The sequence below is a fragment of the Proteus penneri genome, assembly GCF_003144535.1.
GTDB lineage: Bacteria > Pseudomonadota > Gammaproteobacteria > Enterobacterales > Enterobacteriaceae > Proteus > Proteus penneri.
This window is the reverse complement of the sequence record NZ_PHFJ01000001.1, coordinates 39,187-55,292: the sequence shown is the minus strand read 5'-3', so window position 1 is coordinate 55,292 and position 16,106 is coordinate 39,187. Positions and strand designations below refer to the sequence as shown.

Below are 16,106 nucleotides of genomic sequence, written 5' to 3'. Positions count from 1 at the left end.
GCACTTAGGCTGGCCATGATTGAAATGAATTTAATTAAACGTTGTAATCTTTCTTTGCAGAAAAATACTCACTTGCTGTAATGCTATAAGTTCCGTCTGCATTAGGCTTTTTGTCGCTTACAGTCCATCTCATTGAGTCCATTTCAACGATATTGGATATAACATAACGTGACGGCGACTGAACATTCATGCCGTCATAGATGTTTAGCTGGATGTCAGGTATATCAGCGATAAATCCGTAAGCTGTATCGCTTCTCGGTATAGCTTTAAATCTTTCTGTCGTATTACCTAGGTGATCAGTGATACAAACAAACATCTCACCATCAAAGACAACTTTTTCATTTGTTGAAAACTGGTTGCCTATCCTCTCAACTATATAACCAGCCTGTTGATTCTTATCGTATGTGTCAGCAACAATAATTAAGTCACCTGGATAAACATAATCACCATCTGCGAGAGTTTGCACACTTATACTCATACGCTGATGTATTAGTCTATCCATTTCTAATAGTGCCCTATCTGTCGCTTGATACTCATTACGACAACCGTGAATGGTTATTTTGTTAGGGTTCTTAGCTGGCTTTTTAACTATTTTGTTATCTTCAATACGATATTTAAGGTAGGTTTTTTTGTTTGTTTTAGGGTTTACGTATTCGATTTCAACACCATCATTACCGCTCGGCATCGTCATATCATAAGAAAGTGAAAATCCATTTCCTGTCGTGTTTGCTCTATTAAAAGTGCCAGATGGATATTTCTTTTCCTCCTCACGAGTAAAGGTTAGAACTCCGTTATCCCAAAATGAAATAACACGAGCAACATTGCATATTGTTTCTATACGCTGACCTAGCGATACATCTTCATCATCAAACGTGTAATCAAAATATCCTAAACGATTATCTGGAAGTGATTCATAGATTGAATACAAACCATATAAATCTATGGTGCTTTCTGGCTGTCCTGCGGTGACTAACCAAGTGTGAGCGACAGCATCAGCAAATGATCGTGATGGTCGTAATGTATAATCAATACTACGGCTATTCATGTCGTAACTAATAACATGACGTGTAGCCAGTGCGTTGTATTTACGCTCTCTTGCTCCTGTTGGCGCTTCTGTTGCCCTCACTGTTACCTTAACAAGTGTATCTTCTTCATGTACTTCGTTAATTCTCTCTCTAACAATAAAGACTTCCTCTAGCTTAAGAATGCTGTGATCATTACTGTTTTCTAATCGAGTTAATTGAAGTGCATATCTTCCATATCCAGCCAACGGCTTGAACTTTTCCGTCAGATAGTATGTTTTTGTTTTTGGTGCAGATGGGAACCCTCTATTGAATGACTCTCTTGTTCCAGCTACTTCATTGTTATTCTCATCAACCTTCCAAAATTCAATTCTTGCATTAGCACGATCACCATCACCAAGTTGGGCATTTAAATGTACCCATAACTCACCACCATCAAGCGGAGAAAAGAAAGGCCCTACTGTCAGGAATTGGTTGTCATAAAGAACAAACTTTGATGTGTTAACAATTGCATTAGGCGGTAGAGTTGCCAAATCACCACCGGTTAAATTGGTGAAAAAGAATTCGTAGTAGTATTTTGGTGAGATAATAGCACCATCATCACTTTCTTTCGCATCAGATAGATACGCATCAACCTTAATATCCTTTGTAACCGAACCCTGCGGGGTATCATAAGTTACATTAACAATAAGACTTACTGATCTAGGCTTTACGATGTCCATAAAGTATCGAAAATCATCTTGTTTCTCTATCTTTATGGCCGCTTCACCACCTTTAATTTCACCAGAAATAACATTGTTAGCAGTAGCCACATATTGTGGAATTTCGTCACTTTCATTCGGACCTGGTATTTCTTGTCCGTCAACATCAGGGAACTCAAACCCCTCGAATATCTGTGGGATCACTTCACCTGGTTGGAATATCTGATAACTGGCACAATCAAGGGCGATCAGCTCAGACTCTGAATATTTCACATTCTCAATCGTGTAGTAACCGATGCCAAAGTTCATCCATTCAGTAACCATCTTTTTATTGTCGATGTATTCAAACATTGATTGCTGAATTAGATCGGGAAAGGCTCTAACTTGTCCGTGAATTTCAGGTCTAGCCTGATATGTTCTCGCTATATTAGTTTGGCCTGTTAATCGGTTGTTAGGGCTTTCCTTTGCATTTACATCAGCAGCGCTAAATGATGGTGCTTTTGGCGCTAAGAATGAAAATATCTTGGAAACAAACTTAAATACTGGATTAAGAATGTCGCCAATAATCCCCTTCGGTTGGTCGAATATTTGAATGTGATGAAATTCACTAACAATAAAATCAAGGCGATCATCATTGTTAAGTTTTACGCCGTTAACATAGATATCAACGTCATGATGAAAGTTTTGCTCTTTTAACCAATCAAAAAAAAGAGAGCCGGCTTTTATCTCGACTCTCTCTTTCGGCACTCCAGCAACACGCTGAATTTCAATTATTGGCATATTTCATAAACTCCAACTTAGTGAACTTTCTCTCAAGAACAATCAACCTATCCATTCTCACAGAACCATTTTCACCTCGACTATGTAATGCATTACCATCGATAATCAAGCCAATGTGAGCGGGTTTTGAGCCTATATAGCCTATAAATATTCCGTTATTTTCTGGTTGATTTACTTTCTCCCAAAACTCAACTTCATTTTTATAGCAAGTAACAAAATCCGTTTCAGACTCATAGCCTGCGTCATGGTGGATCTCAATACCTAGAACGTGTCGATAATAGAGAACGACGAGCCCCCAACAATCCATAGCGTCAAATGTGCAAGACCGGTTTTTCCATGGTTTACCGATAGTTTTATCGATGAAATCCTGAGTTGTCATACAGCCTCCAAGCCCGGCCATTCTTGCGGTTCATAAATACGTCCGATGTTTTTATTCAATGGGTTACTCATAGATAGCGTGACAGTGACGCTTTCATGATCCAACGACACATCTTTCACAAATAATTTCCATCGAGTAATTGCTGTGCCTTTGTCTTTCTCATCAAATAAGCGATAAGTAGCCTCTATGGGTTTCATTCTATTGAATGATTTCCATAGTTTAAGTTTCTGTTTAAAGTCTTGTGCGACACGGCTGAATTTAACACTAGCGTCGATGATGGGCGTTCTGCTTTGCTGGCTGTCAGATAGTTCGAAATTACAAGGTTGATATTCAACCCCACCTAGAACCTTTGGGAATACCTGATAAGACACGAGATAGATATCGCCAAATGATGGGTGACTAAATTGCAGTGTCTCATAAAGTATTCTGTTTGGTCTTTGTGCGCGATACTCTCTTAGTGTAGGCATTACATCTCCTTATACTTTGGTAGAGTCTCAGTGACGATAATATCAAGCCAGCTTCCAAATGATGGCGGAAACTCAACGATAATATCGTCGAATTCATCATCTGAATTATAAAGTTTCTTACTAATGACTTGACCAGTCCATGTTACAGAAGATCCATTAATACTGGTTTGCACTGGATAGGAAACAAAATGCAATTCCTGCTCCTGTAACCCGCTACCACCAAGATTAATTTTCATCCTGAACCAGCGATTACAATTATCAAGATAGTTAGGACTTCGCAACCATTGCGCAAACGCACGCTCCTGTTGAAGTGTAAATATCCAATTCACACTCCATACAGTTTTTAAGTCATCAGTTAACTTCTGAAATATAGGTGCGCCTACCTGTGGCTGATCTGTCAAGAAGCCAGTATCTAGCGTCATGCTTTTATCTGCTTTCTGTGCCAGAGGAAGCCAGTCAGGGTAATTAATAACCATATATCAACCTCTCGCTCTCGCTGTTGCCGATGTGTTTCTTGTGATGGATTGAAGCATAGGTCCTTTGTTATCCATATCCATAATGAACGCCTGAATAGTTAGCGTATTTCCATCTTGTGAGGTCTGCGCATCAAACTTGTGGCCACCAGATGAATAGTCACTAAAAACAACATTCACATTCATACCTCCACCCTGCATATCTTTATTGGAAATAACCTTTCCATTGTCACCGGGGATCATGTATTGGCGACCGTTGTTAGCCTTGAATATCTCAGGTTTACCGCCCTCACCAACTCGATACATTGAACCAGCGTCAACAGGGCCACCATTTTTACGAGCGCCTGCAATTGCCAGTGTTGAGGCAAGTCCAGTGGTACCAACTAAGCTTGCGTTAGCTGGCGCAGCATTAGCACCCATTGTAGCTAGAGAAACAAACGCAGCAGCAGGAGCCCACGCGGAAGCAACAATTGCTGCTTCACCCATAGATGCGGCAGCGGCGGCAGCGCCCATTGTTTTACCAATAATGAAATTCTTCAGCATTTCAACACCAGTCTGAACAATGGAATTAACAACACTGTTTAGTATTGTGTTACCTAGTGATCTCATTGCATCAGCAGCAGTCATGGTACCAGTCAATAATCCAGTTATGGCATTAGATGCGCTTCCTGCCATTGCGTCAACAGCAGATGTAAGCATGTCAAAACCTAAGCTCTGCTGGCTTAACATCTGCCACTGTGCGGCAGTTTGCTGTTCATTGAACTGCCGTTCCTGCGCTGTTCTTATTTGAAGGTATTGTGCGTCAGTAATTTGCTTAGCTGTCGTAAATTGCTCGTGTGAGATCTGTTGATTTGCATACGCTTGATTAATGATTGCCATTTCATCAGCATAATACTTATCCATGAGCGCTAGTTTTTTAGCGTTCTCATTTTTCAACTGATGAATTGGATCGAACTGCGCCCTATTATCTTCAATTGGATTAGCTGAAAGTTTGGCGTTTTCTTCTGCTATTTTTCGGGAATACTCGCTTGCTATTTCAAGGCGTTTAATTTGATGAAGTTCAAAAGATATATCTTCACTAGCTAGTAGCTCATCCAGCGTGTTTAATCTTGACTTTCTCTCTTCATCTAGCTTTCTTATCGTGTCAATCTCAAGAGCAAGCTCCTTGTTTTTAGCTGCTCTCTGTATATTGTACTTTTCTTCTGCTAACTGCTTTGCGGTTTCAATTTGACTTGATGTTGCAGTATCACCAAGAGACTTAACTGCATCATACTTAGCCATTTCAAGAGATCCGTCTTTATAACCTTTGTTTAAAAGCTCAATTTCTTCTCTCTGGCGCTTAAGTGCCTCGTATGCTGCGTCTGTGGCTTTGGTTGATTCCTTTGTTTTGCTGTTGCGCTCTGATTCAGCGTCTCTTGCCTCTTGCGCAGCAATGGCATACTGATTTAATGATGCTACCTCTTGCTCTGACAATCCATTATCTTCTGCGTAAAACTCAACTTGTAGCTTTCTTTTGTCAATCTCACTTTTTGCGTTAGCTAATTTAGCTTCACGCTCAAGGGATTTTCTCATGTCCAGTCCTTTTTCAGACCATTCCATGACAAGGCTTTGAGAGTTGAAGTTTTTCTTCTCTTGTGTTGCCCTCTTTAAGGAAAATCCATAGGCATTCCAAGCATCTTTAACATTTGGTAATATGGATGCCTCTCGCTGTAACAGCTCAGCACCTTGCTTTAACTCACCATTAAGATCAGCTTGAATAAAAGATATAGTATTTTTTGTACGGCTGTAATTGTTTGACGCCTTTGTTGCGCTATCTGTTGCAATTGCTAATTTATCTTGAGCGCCTGTCAGTTGTCTTGTTATTGATTCATATTGACTTGTTCCAACCTTGGCTAAAGCTAAATCAGCCTCTAATTCTCTTACTTTTTCCGCAGCTTGCTTCATGGCGACAGTGGTGTTTAGAACTTCATTTTTTAACTCAGGGAGTGCTTCTTTTAACTTGGCAGATTCAGCCCTCTTTTGCTCTCTCGTCATGTTTTTCATTTCAGCAGTTAATTGATTTACTCCCTCTGCAAGTTTTACTGCTTCTTCTCTTGCTTCTTTTGCCTGCTGGTAGAAATACATGATCGCAGCACCCGCAGCCATTGCTATACCTGCTGGGCCACCAACAAAACCTAGAGCTTTATTAGCTAAACCGATAGATACAGAAGCGGCTCTTGCTGCTGCGGCTGAGTTAGCCATTGCTGCTGTCTGCGCTTGCGTTGCTTGCTTATGATTTATCGCCGCGGTTGTTGCGGCAGATCTAACGGCAATTAAATTTGCCAGCGAGGTTGCTTCTGCGTTTGTTCCTCTTGCGGCCGCAAATTCGGTTTTCGCTTTCTCAACTAACGCTCTGGCTGCTGCTAAATCTAAAGCGGTCTTTCTTGCCGTCATTATTGCATTGTGTTCAGCTACTCTAGCAGCTTGAAGGTTTGCTATCGCTTCTTGCCTTGCTGCAACTGCTGATTGCATTTTAGCTTTGATAGCCAACCCCATTGCGGCAATGTATCTACCGCCAACAACGGAGGCAACTAGACTAACCGCTAAAACCATTTCATCGAGACTCTTACTTGCAGTAATTACAGCATCGCTGAATACGTTAATAGATGCCTTTATTGTTGTATTCTCACCAAGGAACTTAGTTAAGTTATTCCCTGCTTCTTGAAATGCCTGCGACATTGTTCGAGTGGTTTTAGCGAACTCTTTACCAATAGCATCCCCTTGAGACAATAACCCTTTTACAACAACATCAGTAGTTAGTTTACCTTCTGCTGCCATTTTACGTAGTTGACCAATGCCAACACCCATCGAGTCAGCAAGTGCAACCATCAAACGGCTACCTTGCTCTGCTACTGAGTTGAATTCCTCACCACGAAGAACACCTGAAGCGATACCTTGTGATAGCTGAATAATGGCGTTTTCTGCTTCCTGTGCAGTAGCACCAGAGACGATAAAACCTTGGTTTATAATGGATGTTAATTTTGCCAAGTCCGCTGCTGATGTGTTGTATTCTCTCGTTCCTCGTTCAAGTCGTGCGTAGAGTGTGGCAGTAGCGTCAAGACTAGAACGTGTTGCTTGAGAGATATCAAACACTCGTTGAGTAACATCAATAAGTGACTCGCTCGCACGAACAGAGTTGGACAGTTTATTATTTAACACAGCCCATGCTTCGGCGTAACTCGCAACCATTGAAACCGATAAATAACCAGTAAGAGCTGCTGCAACTTTGGATAGAGACTGCATTGAACGTTCTGCGTTATTTACTGACTGAGACGTTCTATTAAAGCTACCATCCATACGATTAAGGCGTTGCTCTAACTGCTGTTGTGATGTAAGTAATTGCCGAACATCCATTTGAACTTGATAAACGATTTCGCCTACATTTGCCATTTATCGGCTCCTTAAAATAAAAAACCCCGCCGATTGGCAGGGTGACGTTTCTTAGAATTCACTTATATATGCTTAATAACCTTGCTTGGCGCATACCTCAATTATAGATTGCTGTGCAACATCTGATTCTTCTTGCGGGCCTAAGTAAATAGCCACTCTTTTGCCATCTTTATTATTTGTTATACCAACAAAGAAAACAGAATATCCAGAGTATCCACCAAATGAGTTTTTTGCATTAACCATTCCGCAGTATGGGTCAACAACTCCATCACTGCTCAAAACAAGTTTTGTATGCTTAAATTGAGCGCTATCAGGATCTTTTAGCGTCGCTTTTACAGCTTTTTCTACATACGCCTTTTCCTCTGGAGTTAAATCACGAGATTTGCTACTTGCCTGAGCATTAAACGCAAACACACAAGCAACCACCGTAGCCACTGCTAATAATCTTTTCACAACACCATCCTCGTTAGTTAATTTGTTATTAGTTTAGCTGTTTGTGGTGCAAATGGGAGCAAATCATAAAAGCCTCATTGAGAGGCTTCACTCTATTTAACTTACTGGAAATAAAACTCAAAAGAACGAACGCTATTCCATTACCTATCAAAAACCCTTCCGTTGGTTGATTTTAAGTATGCATATTCGCTGTACGGTAATCTAATAATGATATCGTCTTTATCAATTGCGTTTCCTAACATTCTCATTCTACACAACAGGCTTACACCCCCAGTTTTCTGTATGCATAAGCTATCTGGACTCTCAAAAAACTTCATATCACCCTTTTTCCAGATAACAACGGTTACACCATCTGGTATCGCACCTATTGGCTGTACTGTAAATATGGTTAATTTATTATAAGCAAAAATAGATAAGGTAATAGCTAGAATGGCAAGTATTGCTAGTAACTTTTTCATTACAAACTTTCTTCCTTTTTATTATAACTTCCAGTTACAAGCGGATGATATTTCTTTTGCTATCGTATCTATATTTTCCAGATCAAATTCAGCTACCACTTGAGTTTTGCCATACGGGCTATATCCAGAAATTAAACTCTTTTTACCTACTAAACTTTTAATTAATGATACAGGTTTAGGTACAAATAATGATGTGCCACCTTCTCCAATTCCCCATGACTGAGTTAAGGGTTTTTCTTTATCTATTCGCAGAGTCACCTTGGAATTATAACCGCTACCAATATAGTCCCTCATTGATAAATAAGCCTCAGTCTTATCATTTTGGCAACGTAACACAAGTGATACATCTTTATCTTTTGCAGAAAGAATTGCGTAATAATCTATTTTGTCTGTTAATTTATTTTCTTCCTTACTGACCAACCAATCGCCAACCTTTTGATGGTCAGCAGCAAAAACAGAACTAGAAAGTGATAATACAGAAATAAGTAAGATTTTTTTCATTATAAATATTCCTTGCGAGTAATAAATTAATCTTATGTTATGTATTATCTTTACGTTACTAAAGGTAAATTTACTTTTTATATCTAGTTCCGTGATCCGTATCCCTAGTTGTCACTAGTAGCGTCAATAGCATCCTAAAAAATATAAAAGCAAAAAGCCTCAATTAAGAGGCGCAATATGTGATCTCAAGCAAGCCGTCCTTGGCTCGGGTGATTAAGCTACTTCAACACCATGAATGGCGTGTCGCAATGCTTTTACCCCGTTGTCGTTATATCTGAATGCTTCAACCTGTTTTGATGAATAAGCAGATTTATCTAAGAAATATTTCCCATATTCCTCTGTTTTTAATCCGTGCTTATTAGCCATGCGTCCGATTTTATTAGCAGACACTTCAAGCATTTCGCCAACCTCACCAGCGGTATAATACTTTTGCTCAAGTGTCGGTAAAGGAACTGCTTCAAACCCAACTATCGGATTGACGATATTAGCTGCTGCACACTGTTTCGCTTCATCACTCAAGTTTGGCATTAAGTCGAATAAGTTAGTAATGGCATCAACCGACATTTTCAGCGTTCTTGCTTGGCGATACTCAGGTAAACCTGATTGACTTTTCTTGATTGAGTAACTACCAGTTTCCATAATTTCAGGTAAAACTTGCTCACACACCCAATCTTGGAAAGATTCAGCAGAAGGTAGATTGCTACGCATAATTAATCGGAACATGTCAGACTGACCTGCCAAAATAACGCCTTTAGGATTATCAAATCCTAATTCTAACGATTCGTTATAATTAAGTTTAATCAGTGACTTACAATGGTCTTTTAACGCTTTTGACGGGTTTGTGTACCCTAGCGAAGCTGCCAATTCAACAGCAAGAAATACCGGTTTACCTTTATATTTCAATCCTGAAACAGTGATTAACTGGTCTTTGCTTGACTTGTAGTTAAAAACTCTAATACTATTACTCATAAATATACGTCCTATATTTTAATTTAAGATGAGCCGATAGCTGTAACTATCGGTTTTTCTGTTTTTAGTGCCTATCAATGTGTTAACCTCTTAACTTGTTTTGTCTTAGCTATTCCTTTCATGTGTTGTGAGTACATTAAAAACATACTCATTGTTGAATTAAGACGTTTAGCCATTTTCGGATCGAAGTTTTCCATATCCTTTCTAGCCTCATCCCATGTTGTACAAATCAGACTTAATCTTGCTAATAATCCGTTTGCACTTACCGAACTATCTTTTTCTATTGGTAAATCTTTCTTGTCAGCTACTTCTCTATCCAGAATATCCAGCACCCATTTACGGAATTCTTTAGCCACTGGAGTAGATGCGAACATTGCGATCAGGTGTGCGCCACGAAGTGAGTAAACTCTGACCACTTTATTACGTAAGCTATTGTTTATTCCATTGACACTCAAATTGAGGGTCATTGTCATGGAGTCCGTAAACTCATCTGAATTGCGTGAATAAATTTGGCTGACAGCGTCAGTCTTTTTATATTCAAGCACTTTTGTTAACTCAGTTGATGTTAACCATACCTGACCATTTTCAACGATAGGGTTGAATGTGAAATTCTGGAAAGTAAGTTCATTCTTGGTTATACTGTTCATGTCATTTATTCCTCGTAAGGGTTTACTTGGCAACTGGCCTCAGCTGTTCGTGCAGCTGGGGCTTTTACTTTCAATCAATCCATAAACCTTTCTTAGTTGATAAATAATCTCTGTATTAAACTTTCTACACTCCAAATCACCATTAGTTTGGATCGCCTTGCATACATCCTCTGGAAATCTAATTTTCTTCTGATACATATCTTTTGCTTTTTGCATTATTTCATCCTTAATTTTCAATGCCTCAATGTGGGGCAAAATCATTGTCACACCGTGCGTCATTGAAGTCAACCCCACAGTGGGGCATAATTTTATAATTATTTCCATTACGAGTGGTTGGTGTTTCTATGAGTAGAGAAGATCCTCAATTAAGAATCAGACTTCCTATTGAATTAAAAGAGAAAGTAGAAGTAACAGCGAAAGAAAATGGTCGCTCAATGAATGCCGAAATAGTTCAACGGTTAGAATCAAGCTTTCTTGGCGATATCAATACTGATGATGTAATTGCAGCAAAAGACGCTATTATCATTGCTAACAAGGCAAAGGATGAATTATCCAGCATAATCTTCAAAAGAACATTTAAAGTAATTAATAATAAAATTAGGTTGGGCCATTCCATTTTTAATATAGAGCTTGAAGATTTAGATCTGGAAGGTCTTGGTGATGATTTCATCTCTGTTTTGGAGCCAACTATAAGCAAATTAACGGAGTTGGGATATCAAATACCCGAAAGCGTTATGGATGTAGATGGGTTTCTTGTGGAAATACCATCATCAAAATAGAACAAAGGGCACGGATGCCCTTGTTTTAGTAGTGGCAACCTCCTTCCTTTGTACGGATATTTGACTTAATTAAATTCCTGTCTAATATTTGTTCTGCTCAATAACGAGCATTACAAGGAGTTTTTATTATGAGTAAAAAGCCAGGTGAAAATACAGGAAAGGATGGTGGTATTTATCGTGAAGTAGGTCCTCGAGGTGGGCAGCGTGATAATTACGCCACCGTGAGAGATAACGAAAGGTTGCCACCAACAACTGAAAAAGGTAATTCCTGGGTTCTTGATAAAAGAACACCTGATAGTAAGCGTTAGTTGAATTAAGCCGACATAGGTCGGCTTTTTTGTTCTCCAGAACAGAAATCAATCATTCTGCTAATTAAATGACAAAATGTTTCATTTGCTGATCCTGTTTCAACGCTCACACCGACGCGATGACAAATGTCGAAAGCCATATGTGCACATTCGTGAGCTAGAGTAGATGATTTACCGTTAAACACACCAATAATATGGAGCACACACTGAGCGTTAGTAACTGTACGACTTGCCCCGTTAACAAAACTATCCCCACCATCAATGCCTAGTTTTTCATGTAGAGAGCGCCAATCATCCCAAGAGCCACAATAGATAATATATCCAGATTCAAATAAAGGTACCTTCATATATCGATACTGCCTTAGGATTTTATGCATATTCCTACCTTTACTATAAAACATCTCAAACCTAATAATTGGCTACTTTCTCTTTCTACTCACCAATCTACGCTTACCACTGATCAGTTCATCATTGCGTTTATCATCTTGTTTCATGATGTTGTCGTATTCTTCTTTAGTGAAGCCTTTCTCATCAGGGTATTTAGCTTTGAGCATCATCTGAAATTCAGTCATGGTTAGCTGTTCGGCTTCCTCTCGATTCATACCAAAGTGCGCACGAGCTGAGCTGATGTAATCAATTGCCATAAACTCATCTGAGAATTCATTTTTGCCTTCGTTACGTTGAAGTTTACGGATCTTCGCTTTACCGATAATTCCGTGAGTGAATAATTCTCGAGCAATGACGATAATGTCAGCGATTGGCATCTTGCCGTTTTTATAGACAATACCTCGCTTACCCGATCTCCATTCGCCAATGATTTCAGAACAATCATCATCACAGCACGCCTGCATAACCATCATTGCAATTTGTAGGATATTGCGTCCGTATGTTGGTTTGCTAATGGCCTTTATTAACCACTCAGGGATAACCCTGTACCTCATTACGGCGCGTGCAATTAAATCCTGAACCTCTGTGCCATTTAATTGACCATACGCACTCACAATCTGTTTAGGCTCACCGATTCTTGTCATATTGATGAACGATGGTCTAAATAAGTAATCCTTTTTATCAGTAGAGATAACCATCTCACCGATTTCTAAAATAGGCGTCATAATCCCTCCTGAATATTATCAAGGGCACTCAAAAGCACCCTTTGTAATATTAAGCAGTGGTAACAGTGACCACGCATTTGGCTGTTTTACTACCATCTTCGGATGTGACAGTAACGTTTGCAGTACCTTCGGCAACACCACGCACAGTTACCACATTCACAAGCTGAGTAACTGTTGCAAAGTTCGGCTTATCGCTTACGGCAGTGTAGTTTTTGTTAGTCGCATCGGTTGGTGTAAATTTGACAGTAAATGTCTTGGTTTCGCCTACTTTTACAGACAGAGTTGCTGGCTCTACCGCGACACTTTCAACAACAACTTCTTCTTGCAACCACTCAACGGTGTCTGAGTCATAGACTTTCAATTCACCTGAATAAGTGGAAATTTCTTTTGTTGGAAACTCCATTGACCAAGATGTGAAAGCCATATAACCCTGAACAACATCAGAGCCATCGCCTTTCATATCAAGTTGAACCCAATATGTTGGTTGGCGACTTGCTTTGATTTCATCAAGGATTTCTTTGGCAATATCAAACGCGGAAGTAGAACCGGTTACACCAGCTTTCTTTAATTCACCATCAAAACTAATGGTAAAGTCAGCGCCAGTAACAATTGACTCAGTTAAGCCTTTGGTGTCATCAGCATTAGATGTCACTGTCTCCATACCGAAATCGAATGACTTGCTTGTTAGCGCACCTAAGCGCAAGAATTGATCTTGTGCTGGTACTTGGTCAGGACAGCCTTTTGCAATGCGCAGAATACCTGCGTTACCCATCACTAGGCCTTTATCATCAGGGCATTGTGCCATGTTATAACCTCTTTATTTGCAAATAAAAAAGGCCGCATAAGCGACCCGTGTTAGTTTGATTTTAATCCGCGACTGATAACCCGAACCGTGTCGCCGACTATCGTTGTAATGTAAGCATGATCTGTTCGTTTAATATCAAATGATGGGATAGCGTCTTTCTTTGTGTGTTCAACCCGCGCCACGATATCCTTATTTTCAGGTTCAGGATAAAATTCCAAGCGGTACATTTCTCCCAAGCAGTGTACTTCTTCTACTTTACGGCCTTCTCGTTCAGTAATTAATTTAAGTGCGTACATAGTTATATTCCTTAGTTTTTTTTAAACAGCAAATAAAAAAGGCCACCGAAGTGACCTGTTAAGATGTGTTTAATTTAAGATGTACAACGGAAAGAAAGTGGAATGATAAACCTACCTTCTGTCGTTTGAATTGGATTAACAAAACCAGATGTATTGATAATAAAGCCAATGTTATGGCTTCTAGAGTGACACCTTACATACTCTAGTATTTCGTTAGCTTTCTGAACAATAAACTCAATCCACGCCTTGCCAGATATGAGTGAAACGGTAAAGAAATCATCACCACTTAGATCATCAATACGACCAGTTCCGTTTGGTTGCTGAAATACGATATATGAATCTGAATCATTACCTTCTTTTTCATTCCAAATATAATCCTGCTGAATGAAGCCATCAGATAACCCGGATTCAGAAAAATAGCTTTTCAGTCTCTCAAAGGTCGTCATATTTTAAATTCCTCAGCAACAGCCTGATCAATCATTTGCTTCGTTTCCTCAAATCCTTTCAGGAGGAATTCTTTCTTAGCAGTAGGTCTGCGGAAAGTTTGTTTAACACTAGGATCATGAACGAAAACAGCATACGAAGCAGAATAACCAACGCGACCAGTAAATAGTGTGCCTTTTGCTTTTACATCTCTAAATTGTGAGTTAATGAGCGTTTTAGTGTCAATTGGCGTGTATACAGCAGCTTGCCTACCGCCAATATCTAGCGCTCTATGCATGGCTCGAGCTATCTTTTTTGATGCTATACTTCCAACCAGAGAGTTTAAGTTAGATATCGCATTACCTATTCCTTTTACTTTTGCCCCCATAGTTATACCGCCGTCGTTAATGTGTAATCATCTAGACCACCATTAATATCTCGGTCTCTATCGATAGACTTAATCCTACTAGCACCATGCAAAAATGGATCTCTATCTTCATGTTTGCCAATGGCTATATAGTCTTCTTGAGTTGCTTCGCTATACTCAGTCCAAATAACATTCTTAATGATTATTTCAGTGCCAATGGTTTTTCTACCATCTTTAAAACTACTTCCGTAATCACATCGGATATGAATTGGCTCTGAAAATATGGGTTTACCGTAACCATCTTTACCTGTAATTTTCCAAATGGTTGCCCACCCCTTGCAAAATCGTCGCAGGATTTTCCCCATATCACCCCCGAACCACATCAAACTGAACAATGCCAACAGGTCGTTCAATAGGTAAGCTATCGGTACATCCAGAGGGATCCAGAGAAGACAGCGTTTTTAATAATGTTTTTCTACCATCAGCAAAATACTGATATGAAACAGAAGCGCCAGAAGGTGCATATTCTGAGGATATTTTTCTAACATCAGCAGATGATAATATGAGGATAACCGAATACAGCTTGATTAAGGTAACTACCGCATCTGAATATCCTGCGTTATCAAGGCAATTATCAATAGTGTCCACAATAGATATGGCAGAGCTTATAACAAGGTTTGTTGCCTCAAACCCCATCACCTCTAATTGCTCATTAACTTGCTCACCCGTAATCGCAATAGACATGATCACTCCTTATGGATAAATAAGGGGCTACCGCCCCTCGTATTACCCATCAACGCTAGTATCTTTGCCAAATGAAACCATAACGCCAGCAGTATCTTTAATATCAGTAGCAATTTGCTTCCAGTTAGCTACTGTTTCAATCTGTGCGTTAGTGGGTGATTTGATACTATCTTTACTCCACTGATAACCACGTAAACCAACAGTAAAGTCATACTCACCTTGCATTAGTGCCTTAATATTTTCTTGGCCTAACACATCCTGAGCCTTCATGATTAGTGGCGATGTTTGAATTGCTGCAGCGCCAGTAACCAAACCTAACGAATGCTGTTTGTCTGCATCTGATAAAGCGGGAATATCAGAGATAACAAAACGACGACCAAGGTTATCTTGTTTAATAGCAACGTTACCAATTTGGAACAGGTTATTCGCATTGGTTAGCGTCTCATCCATAAAGTCGTTGAAAGTTGCACCATCCATTAACCAAGCAACAATACGTGAATAAGCATCGCCGAATGGACGTGTGGCTTTATTCAAACCTCTTAATGATGGTGTTTCTCCACCAACAGTAACGGCGGTTGAATTTCCAGAAATAGCTGCTTTCAATGCCGCGCCAGCAGTATTAAGGTAATCTTGCAACATGGCTTCTGCTGATTGAGCAGCAACTACCGCGGCCGCTTCTGAGACATCTTTACCTAGTCGCTTCATCATCGTTGGGGTAACAGATACAGGTCCAATACGACCATCAACCTTAATCATACGGTCAAGGATTTGCCCCAATTCTTGTGGCGTTAGATTGCCTGAGCCATATGCATTACGTCGCTGAGCCAACCCACCGAGTAACTGCCATGATGTTTGCTCAATGTAGTCACCGATATGATCACCATCACCAATAACTAAAGCGCCGCCAGATGCTTCGTTAAATTGACGGACAGCCTGAGCAACCAGTTCTGTTGCTGCTAGAGATACTTGTTTTTGAAAAATATATAAAGACAT

22 protein-coding genes are annotated in these 16,106 nt (G+C 39.7%); 2 read left to right on the top strand and 20 right to left on the bottom strand.

The genetic code is table 11. From position 1 onward, the window contains the following. Positions 1-34: 34 nt before the first annotated feature. The 11 genes from CUB63_RS00430 to CUB63_RS00380 form a co-directional block, all read right to left on the bottom strand. A complete protein-coding gene (locus tag CUB63_RS00430) occupies positions 35-2,503 on the bottom strand; it encodes a host specificity factor TipJ family phage tail protein (RefSeq protein WP_109847228.1) in 2,469 nt (822 codons plus the stop codon). Further along, positions 2,490-2,882 (bottom strand): NlpC/P60 family protein, encoded by a 393-nt coding sequence (locus CUB63_RS00425; RefSeq protein ID WP_109847227.1) that lies wholly within the window; start codon positions 2,880-2,882, stop codon positions 2,490-2,492. Before CUB63_RS00425 ends, CUB63_RS00430 begins: the two co-directional genes overlap by 14 nt. Continuing rightward, positions 2,879-3,349 carry a DUF1833 family protein gene (locus CUB63_RS00420; RefSeq protein ID WP_109847226.1) on the bottom strand — a complete coding sequence of 157 codons (471 nt, stop codon included), beginning with the start codon at positions 3,347-3,349 and terminating at the stop codon, positions 2,879-2,881. Before CUB63_RS00420 ends, CUB63_RS00425 begins: the two co-directional genes overlap by 4 nt. Continuing rightward, positions 3,349-3,825 (bottom strand): hypothetical protein, encoded by a 477-nt coding sequence (locus tag CUB63_RS00415; protein WP_109847225.1) that lies wholly within the window; start codon positions 3,823-3,825, stop codon positions 3,349-3,351. Before CUB63_RS00415 ends, CUB63_RS00420 begins: the two co-directional genes overlap by 1 nt. Positions 3,826-3,828: 3 nt before the next feature. After that, complete coding sequence (locus CUB63_RS00410) at positions 3,829-7,251, bottom strand: tape measure protein (RefSeq protein WP_109847224.1); 3,423 nt, start codon at positions 7,249-7,251, stop codon at positions 3,829-3,831. Between the two features lie 72 nt (positions 7,252-7,323). Then, the gene (locus tag CUB63_RS00405) at positions 7,324-7,704 is read right to left on the bottom strand and encodes a hypothetical protein (protein WP_109847223.1); all 381 of its coding nucleotides are present in this window, start codon (positions 7,702-7,704) and stop codon (positions 7,324-7,326) included. A gap of 140 nt (positions 7,705-7,844) precedes the next feature. Beyond that, positions 7,845-8,162 carry a hypothetical protein gene (locus CUB63_RS00400; RefSeq protein ID WP_109847222.1) on the bottom strand — a complete coding sequence of 106 codons (318 nt, stop codon included), beginning with the start codon at positions 8,160-8,162 and terminating at the stop codon, positions 7,845-7,847. A 21-nt stretch (positions 8,163-8,183) separates the two neighbouring features. Further along, complete coding sequence (locus CUB63_RS00395) at positions 8,184-8,663, bottom strand: type VI secretion system-associated protein TagO (protein ID WP_109847221.1); 480 nt, start codon at positions 8,661-8,663, stop codon at positions 8,184-8,186. 213 nt (positions 8,664-8,876) lie between these two features. Further along, the gene (locus tag CUB63_RS00390) at positions 8,877-9,632 is read right to left on the bottom strand and encodes a BRO-N domain-containing protein (protein ID WP_109847220.1); all 756 of its coding nucleotides are present in this window, start codon (positions 9,630-9,632) and stop codon (positions 8,877-8,879) included. A 74-nt stretch (positions 9,633-9,706) separates the two neighbouring features. Then, the gene (locus CUB63_RS00385; RefSeq protein WP_109847219.1) at positions 9,707-10,279 is read right to left on the bottom strand and encodes a BRO-N domain-containing protein; all 573 of its coding nucleotides are present in this window, start codon (positions 10,277-10,279) and stop codon (positions 9,707-9,709) included. 39 nt (positions 10,280-10,318) lie between these two features. Then, positions 10,319-10,495, bottom strand: a complete 177-nt coding sequence (locus CUB63_RS00380) for an Arc family DNA binding domain-containing protein (RefSeq protein WP_109847420.1) — start codon at positions 10,493-10,495, stop codon at positions 10,319-10,321. Positions 10,496-10,623: 128 nt separating this feature from the next. Between CUB63_RS00380 and CUB63_RS00375 the strand changes: the two genes are divergently transcribed. After that, positions 10,624-11,058, top strand: a complete 435-nt coding sequence (locus CUB63_RS00375) for an Arc family DNA-binding protein (RefSeq protein ID WP_109847218.1) — start codon at positions 10,624-10,626, stop codon at positions 11,056-11,058. 128 nt (positions 11,059-11,186) lie between these two features. After that, positions 11,187-11,366 (top strand): hypothetical protein, encoded by a 180-nt coding sequence (locus CUB63_RS00370; protein WP_109372780.1) that lies wholly within the window; start codon positions 11,187-11,189, stop codon positions 11,364-11,366. Between the two features lie 5 nt (positions 11,367-11,371). Here CUB63_RS00370 and CUB63_RS00365 read toward each other — a convergent pair whose 3' ends face one another. The 9 genes from CUB63_RS00365 to CUB63_RS00325 all read right to left on the bottom strand — a co-directional run bounded on the left by CUB63_RS00365 (position 11,372) and on the right by CUB63_RS00325 (position 16,106). Next, positions 11,372-11,713 (bottom strand): hypothetical protein, encoded by a 342-nt coding sequence (locus CUB63_RS00365; protein WP_232240029.1) that lies wholly within the window; start codon positions 11,711-11,713, stop codon positions 11,372-11,374. Between the two features lie 72 nt (positions 11,714-11,785). Next, entirely contained in the window at positions 11,786-12,478 is a 693-nt protein-coding gene (locus CUB63_RS00360) for a DUF6246 family protein (RefSeq protein ID WP_109847216.1), read from the bottom strand. Between the two features lie 49 nt (positions 12,479-12,527). Then, complete coding sequence (locus CUB63_RS00355; RefSeq protein WP_109847215.1) at positions 12,528-13,283, bottom strand: Ig-like domain-containing protein; 756 nt, start codon at positions 13,281-13,283, stop codon at positions 12,528-12,530. 50 nt (positions 13,284-13,333) lie between these two features. Beyond that, the gene (locus CUB63_RS00350) at positions 13,334-13,579 is read right to left on the bottom strand and encodes a hypothetical protein (protein ID WP_036895037.1); all 246 of its coding nucleotides are present in this window, start codon (positions 13,577-13,579) and stop codon (positions 13,334-13,336) included. Between the two features lie 74 nt (positions 13,580-13,653). Beyond that, a complete protein-coding gene (locus CUB63_RS00345; RefSeq protein WP_109395740.1) occupies positions 13,654-14,025 on the bottom strand; it encodes a phage tail termination protein in 372 nt (123 codons plus the stop codon). After that, on the bottom strand, positions 14,022-14,390 hold the full coding sequence (locus CUB63_RS00340; RefSeq protein ID WP_109847214.1) for a hypothetical protein: 369 nt from the start codon (positions 14,388-14,390) through the stop codon (positions 14,022-14,024). The genes CUB63_RS00345 and CUB63_RS00340 overlap by 4 nt, the downstream gene beginning before the upstream one ends. Positions 14,391-14,392: 2 nt before the next feature. Next, a complete protein-coding gene (locus CUB63_RS00335) occupies positions 14,393-14,734 on the bottom strand; it encodes a hypothetical protein (RefSeq protein ID WP_052038475.1) in 342 nt (113 codons plus the stop codon). A gap of 1 nt (position 14,735) precedes the next feature. Next, positions 14,736-15,113, bottom strand: a complete 378-nt coding sequence (locus CUB63_RS00330; RefSeq protein WP_109847213.1) for a DUF7370 family protein — start codon at positions 15,111-15,113, stop codon at positions 14,736-14,738. Positions 15,114-15,155: 42 nt separating this feature from the next. Beyond that, positions 15,156-16,106 (bottom strand): major capsid protein, encoded by a 951-nt coding sequence (locus CUB63_RS00325; RefSeq protein WP_109847212.1) that lies wholly within the window; start codon positions 16,104-16,106, stop codon positions 15,156-15,158.

What these genes read in the sequence shown, in the direction of transcription:
- CUB63_RS00430 (WP_109847228.1), bottom strand. Translation starts at nt 2,503, where the DNA reads ATGCCAATAATTGAAATTCAGCGTGTTGCTGGAGTGCCGAAAGAGAGA.
- CUB63_RS00425 (WP_109847227.1), bottom strand. Translation starts at nt 2,882, where the DNA reads ATGACAACTCAGGATTTCATCGATAAAACTATCGGTAAACCATGGAAA.
- CUB63_RS00420 (WP_109847226.1), bottom strand. Translation starts at nt 3,349, where the DNA reads ATGCCTACACTAAGAGAGTATCGCGCACAAAGACCAAACAGAATACTT.
- CUB63_RS00415 (WP_109847225.1), bottom strand. Translation starts at nt 3,825, where the DNA reads ATGGTTATTAATTACCCTGACTGGCTTCCTCTGGCACAGAAAGCAGAT.
- CUB63_RS00410 (WP_109847224.1), bottom strand. Translation starts at nt 7,251, where the DNA reads ATGGCAAATGTAGGCGAAATCGTTTATCAAGTTCAAATGGATGTTCGG.
- CUB63_RS00400 (WP_109847222.1), bottom strand. Translation starts at nt 8,162, where the DNA reads ATGAAAAAGTTACTAGCAATACTTGCCATTCTAGCTATTACCTTATCT.
- CUB63_RS00395 (WP_109847221.1), bottom strand. Translation starts at nt 8,663, where the DNA reads ATGAAAAAAATCTTACTTATTTCTGTATTATCACTTTCTAGTTCTGTT.
- CUB63_RS00390 (WP_109847220.1), bottom strand. Translation starts at nt 9,632, where the DNA reads ATGAGTAATAGTATTAGAGTTTTTAACTACAAGTCAAGCAAAGACCAG.
- CUB63_RS00385 (WP_109847219.1), bottom strand. Translation starts at nt 10,279, where the DNA reads ATGAACAGTATAACCAAGAATGAACTTACTTTCCAGAATTTCACATTC.
- CUB63_RS00380 (WP_109847420.1), bottom strand. Translation starts at nt 10,495, where the DNA reads ATGCAAAAAGCAAAAGATATGTATCAGAAGAAAATTAGATTTCCAGAG.
- CUB63_RS00375 (WP_109847218.1), top strand. Translation starts at nt 10,624, where the DNA reads ATGAGTAGAGAAGATCCTCAATTAAGAATCAGACTTCCTATTGAATTA.
- CUB63_RS00370 (WP_109372780.1), top strand. Translation starts at nt 11,187, where the DNA reads ATGAGTAAAAAGCCAGGTGAAAATACAGGAAAGGATGGTGGTATTTAT.
- CUB63_RS00365 (WP_232240029.1), bottom strand. Translation starts at nt 11,713, where the DNA reads ATGAAGGTACCTTTATTTGAATCTGGATATATTATCTATTGTGGCTCT.
- CUB63_RS00360 (WP_109847216.1), bottom strand. Translation starts at nt 12,478, where the DNA reads ATGACGCCTATTTTAGAAATCGGTGAGATGGTTATCTCTACTGATAAA.
- CUB63_RS00355 (WP_109847215.1), bottom strand. Translation starts at nt 13,283, where the DNA reads ATGGCACAATGCCCTGATGATAAAGGCCTAGTGATGGGTAACGCAGGT.
- CUB63_RS00350 (WP_036895037.1), bottom strand. Translation starts at nt 13,579, where the DNA reads ATGTACGCACTTAAATTAATTACTGAACGAGAAGGCCGTAAAGTAGAA.
- CUB63_RS00345 (WP_109395740.1), bottom strand. Translation starts at nt 14,025, where the DNA reads ATGACGACCTTTGAGAGACTGAAAAGCTATTTTTCTGAATCCGGGTTA.
- CUB63_RS00340 (WP_109847214.1), bottom strand. Translation starts at nt 14,390, where the DNA reads ATGGGGGCAAAAGTAAAAGGAATAGGTAATGCGATATCTAACTTAAAC.
- CUB63_RS00335 (WP_052038475.1), bottom strand. Translation starts at nt 14,734, where the DNA reads ATGGGGAAAATCCTGCGACGATTTTGCAAGGGGTGGGCAACCATTTGG.
- CUB63_RS00330 (WP_109847213.1), bottom strand. Translation starts at nt 15,113, where the DNA reads ATGTCTATTGCGATTACGGGTGAGCAAGTTAATGAGCAATTAGAGGTG.
- CUB63_RS00325 (WP_109847212.1), bottom strand. Translation starts at nt 16,106, where the DNA reads ATGTCTTTATATATTTTTCAAAAACAAGTATCTCTAGCAGCAACAGAA.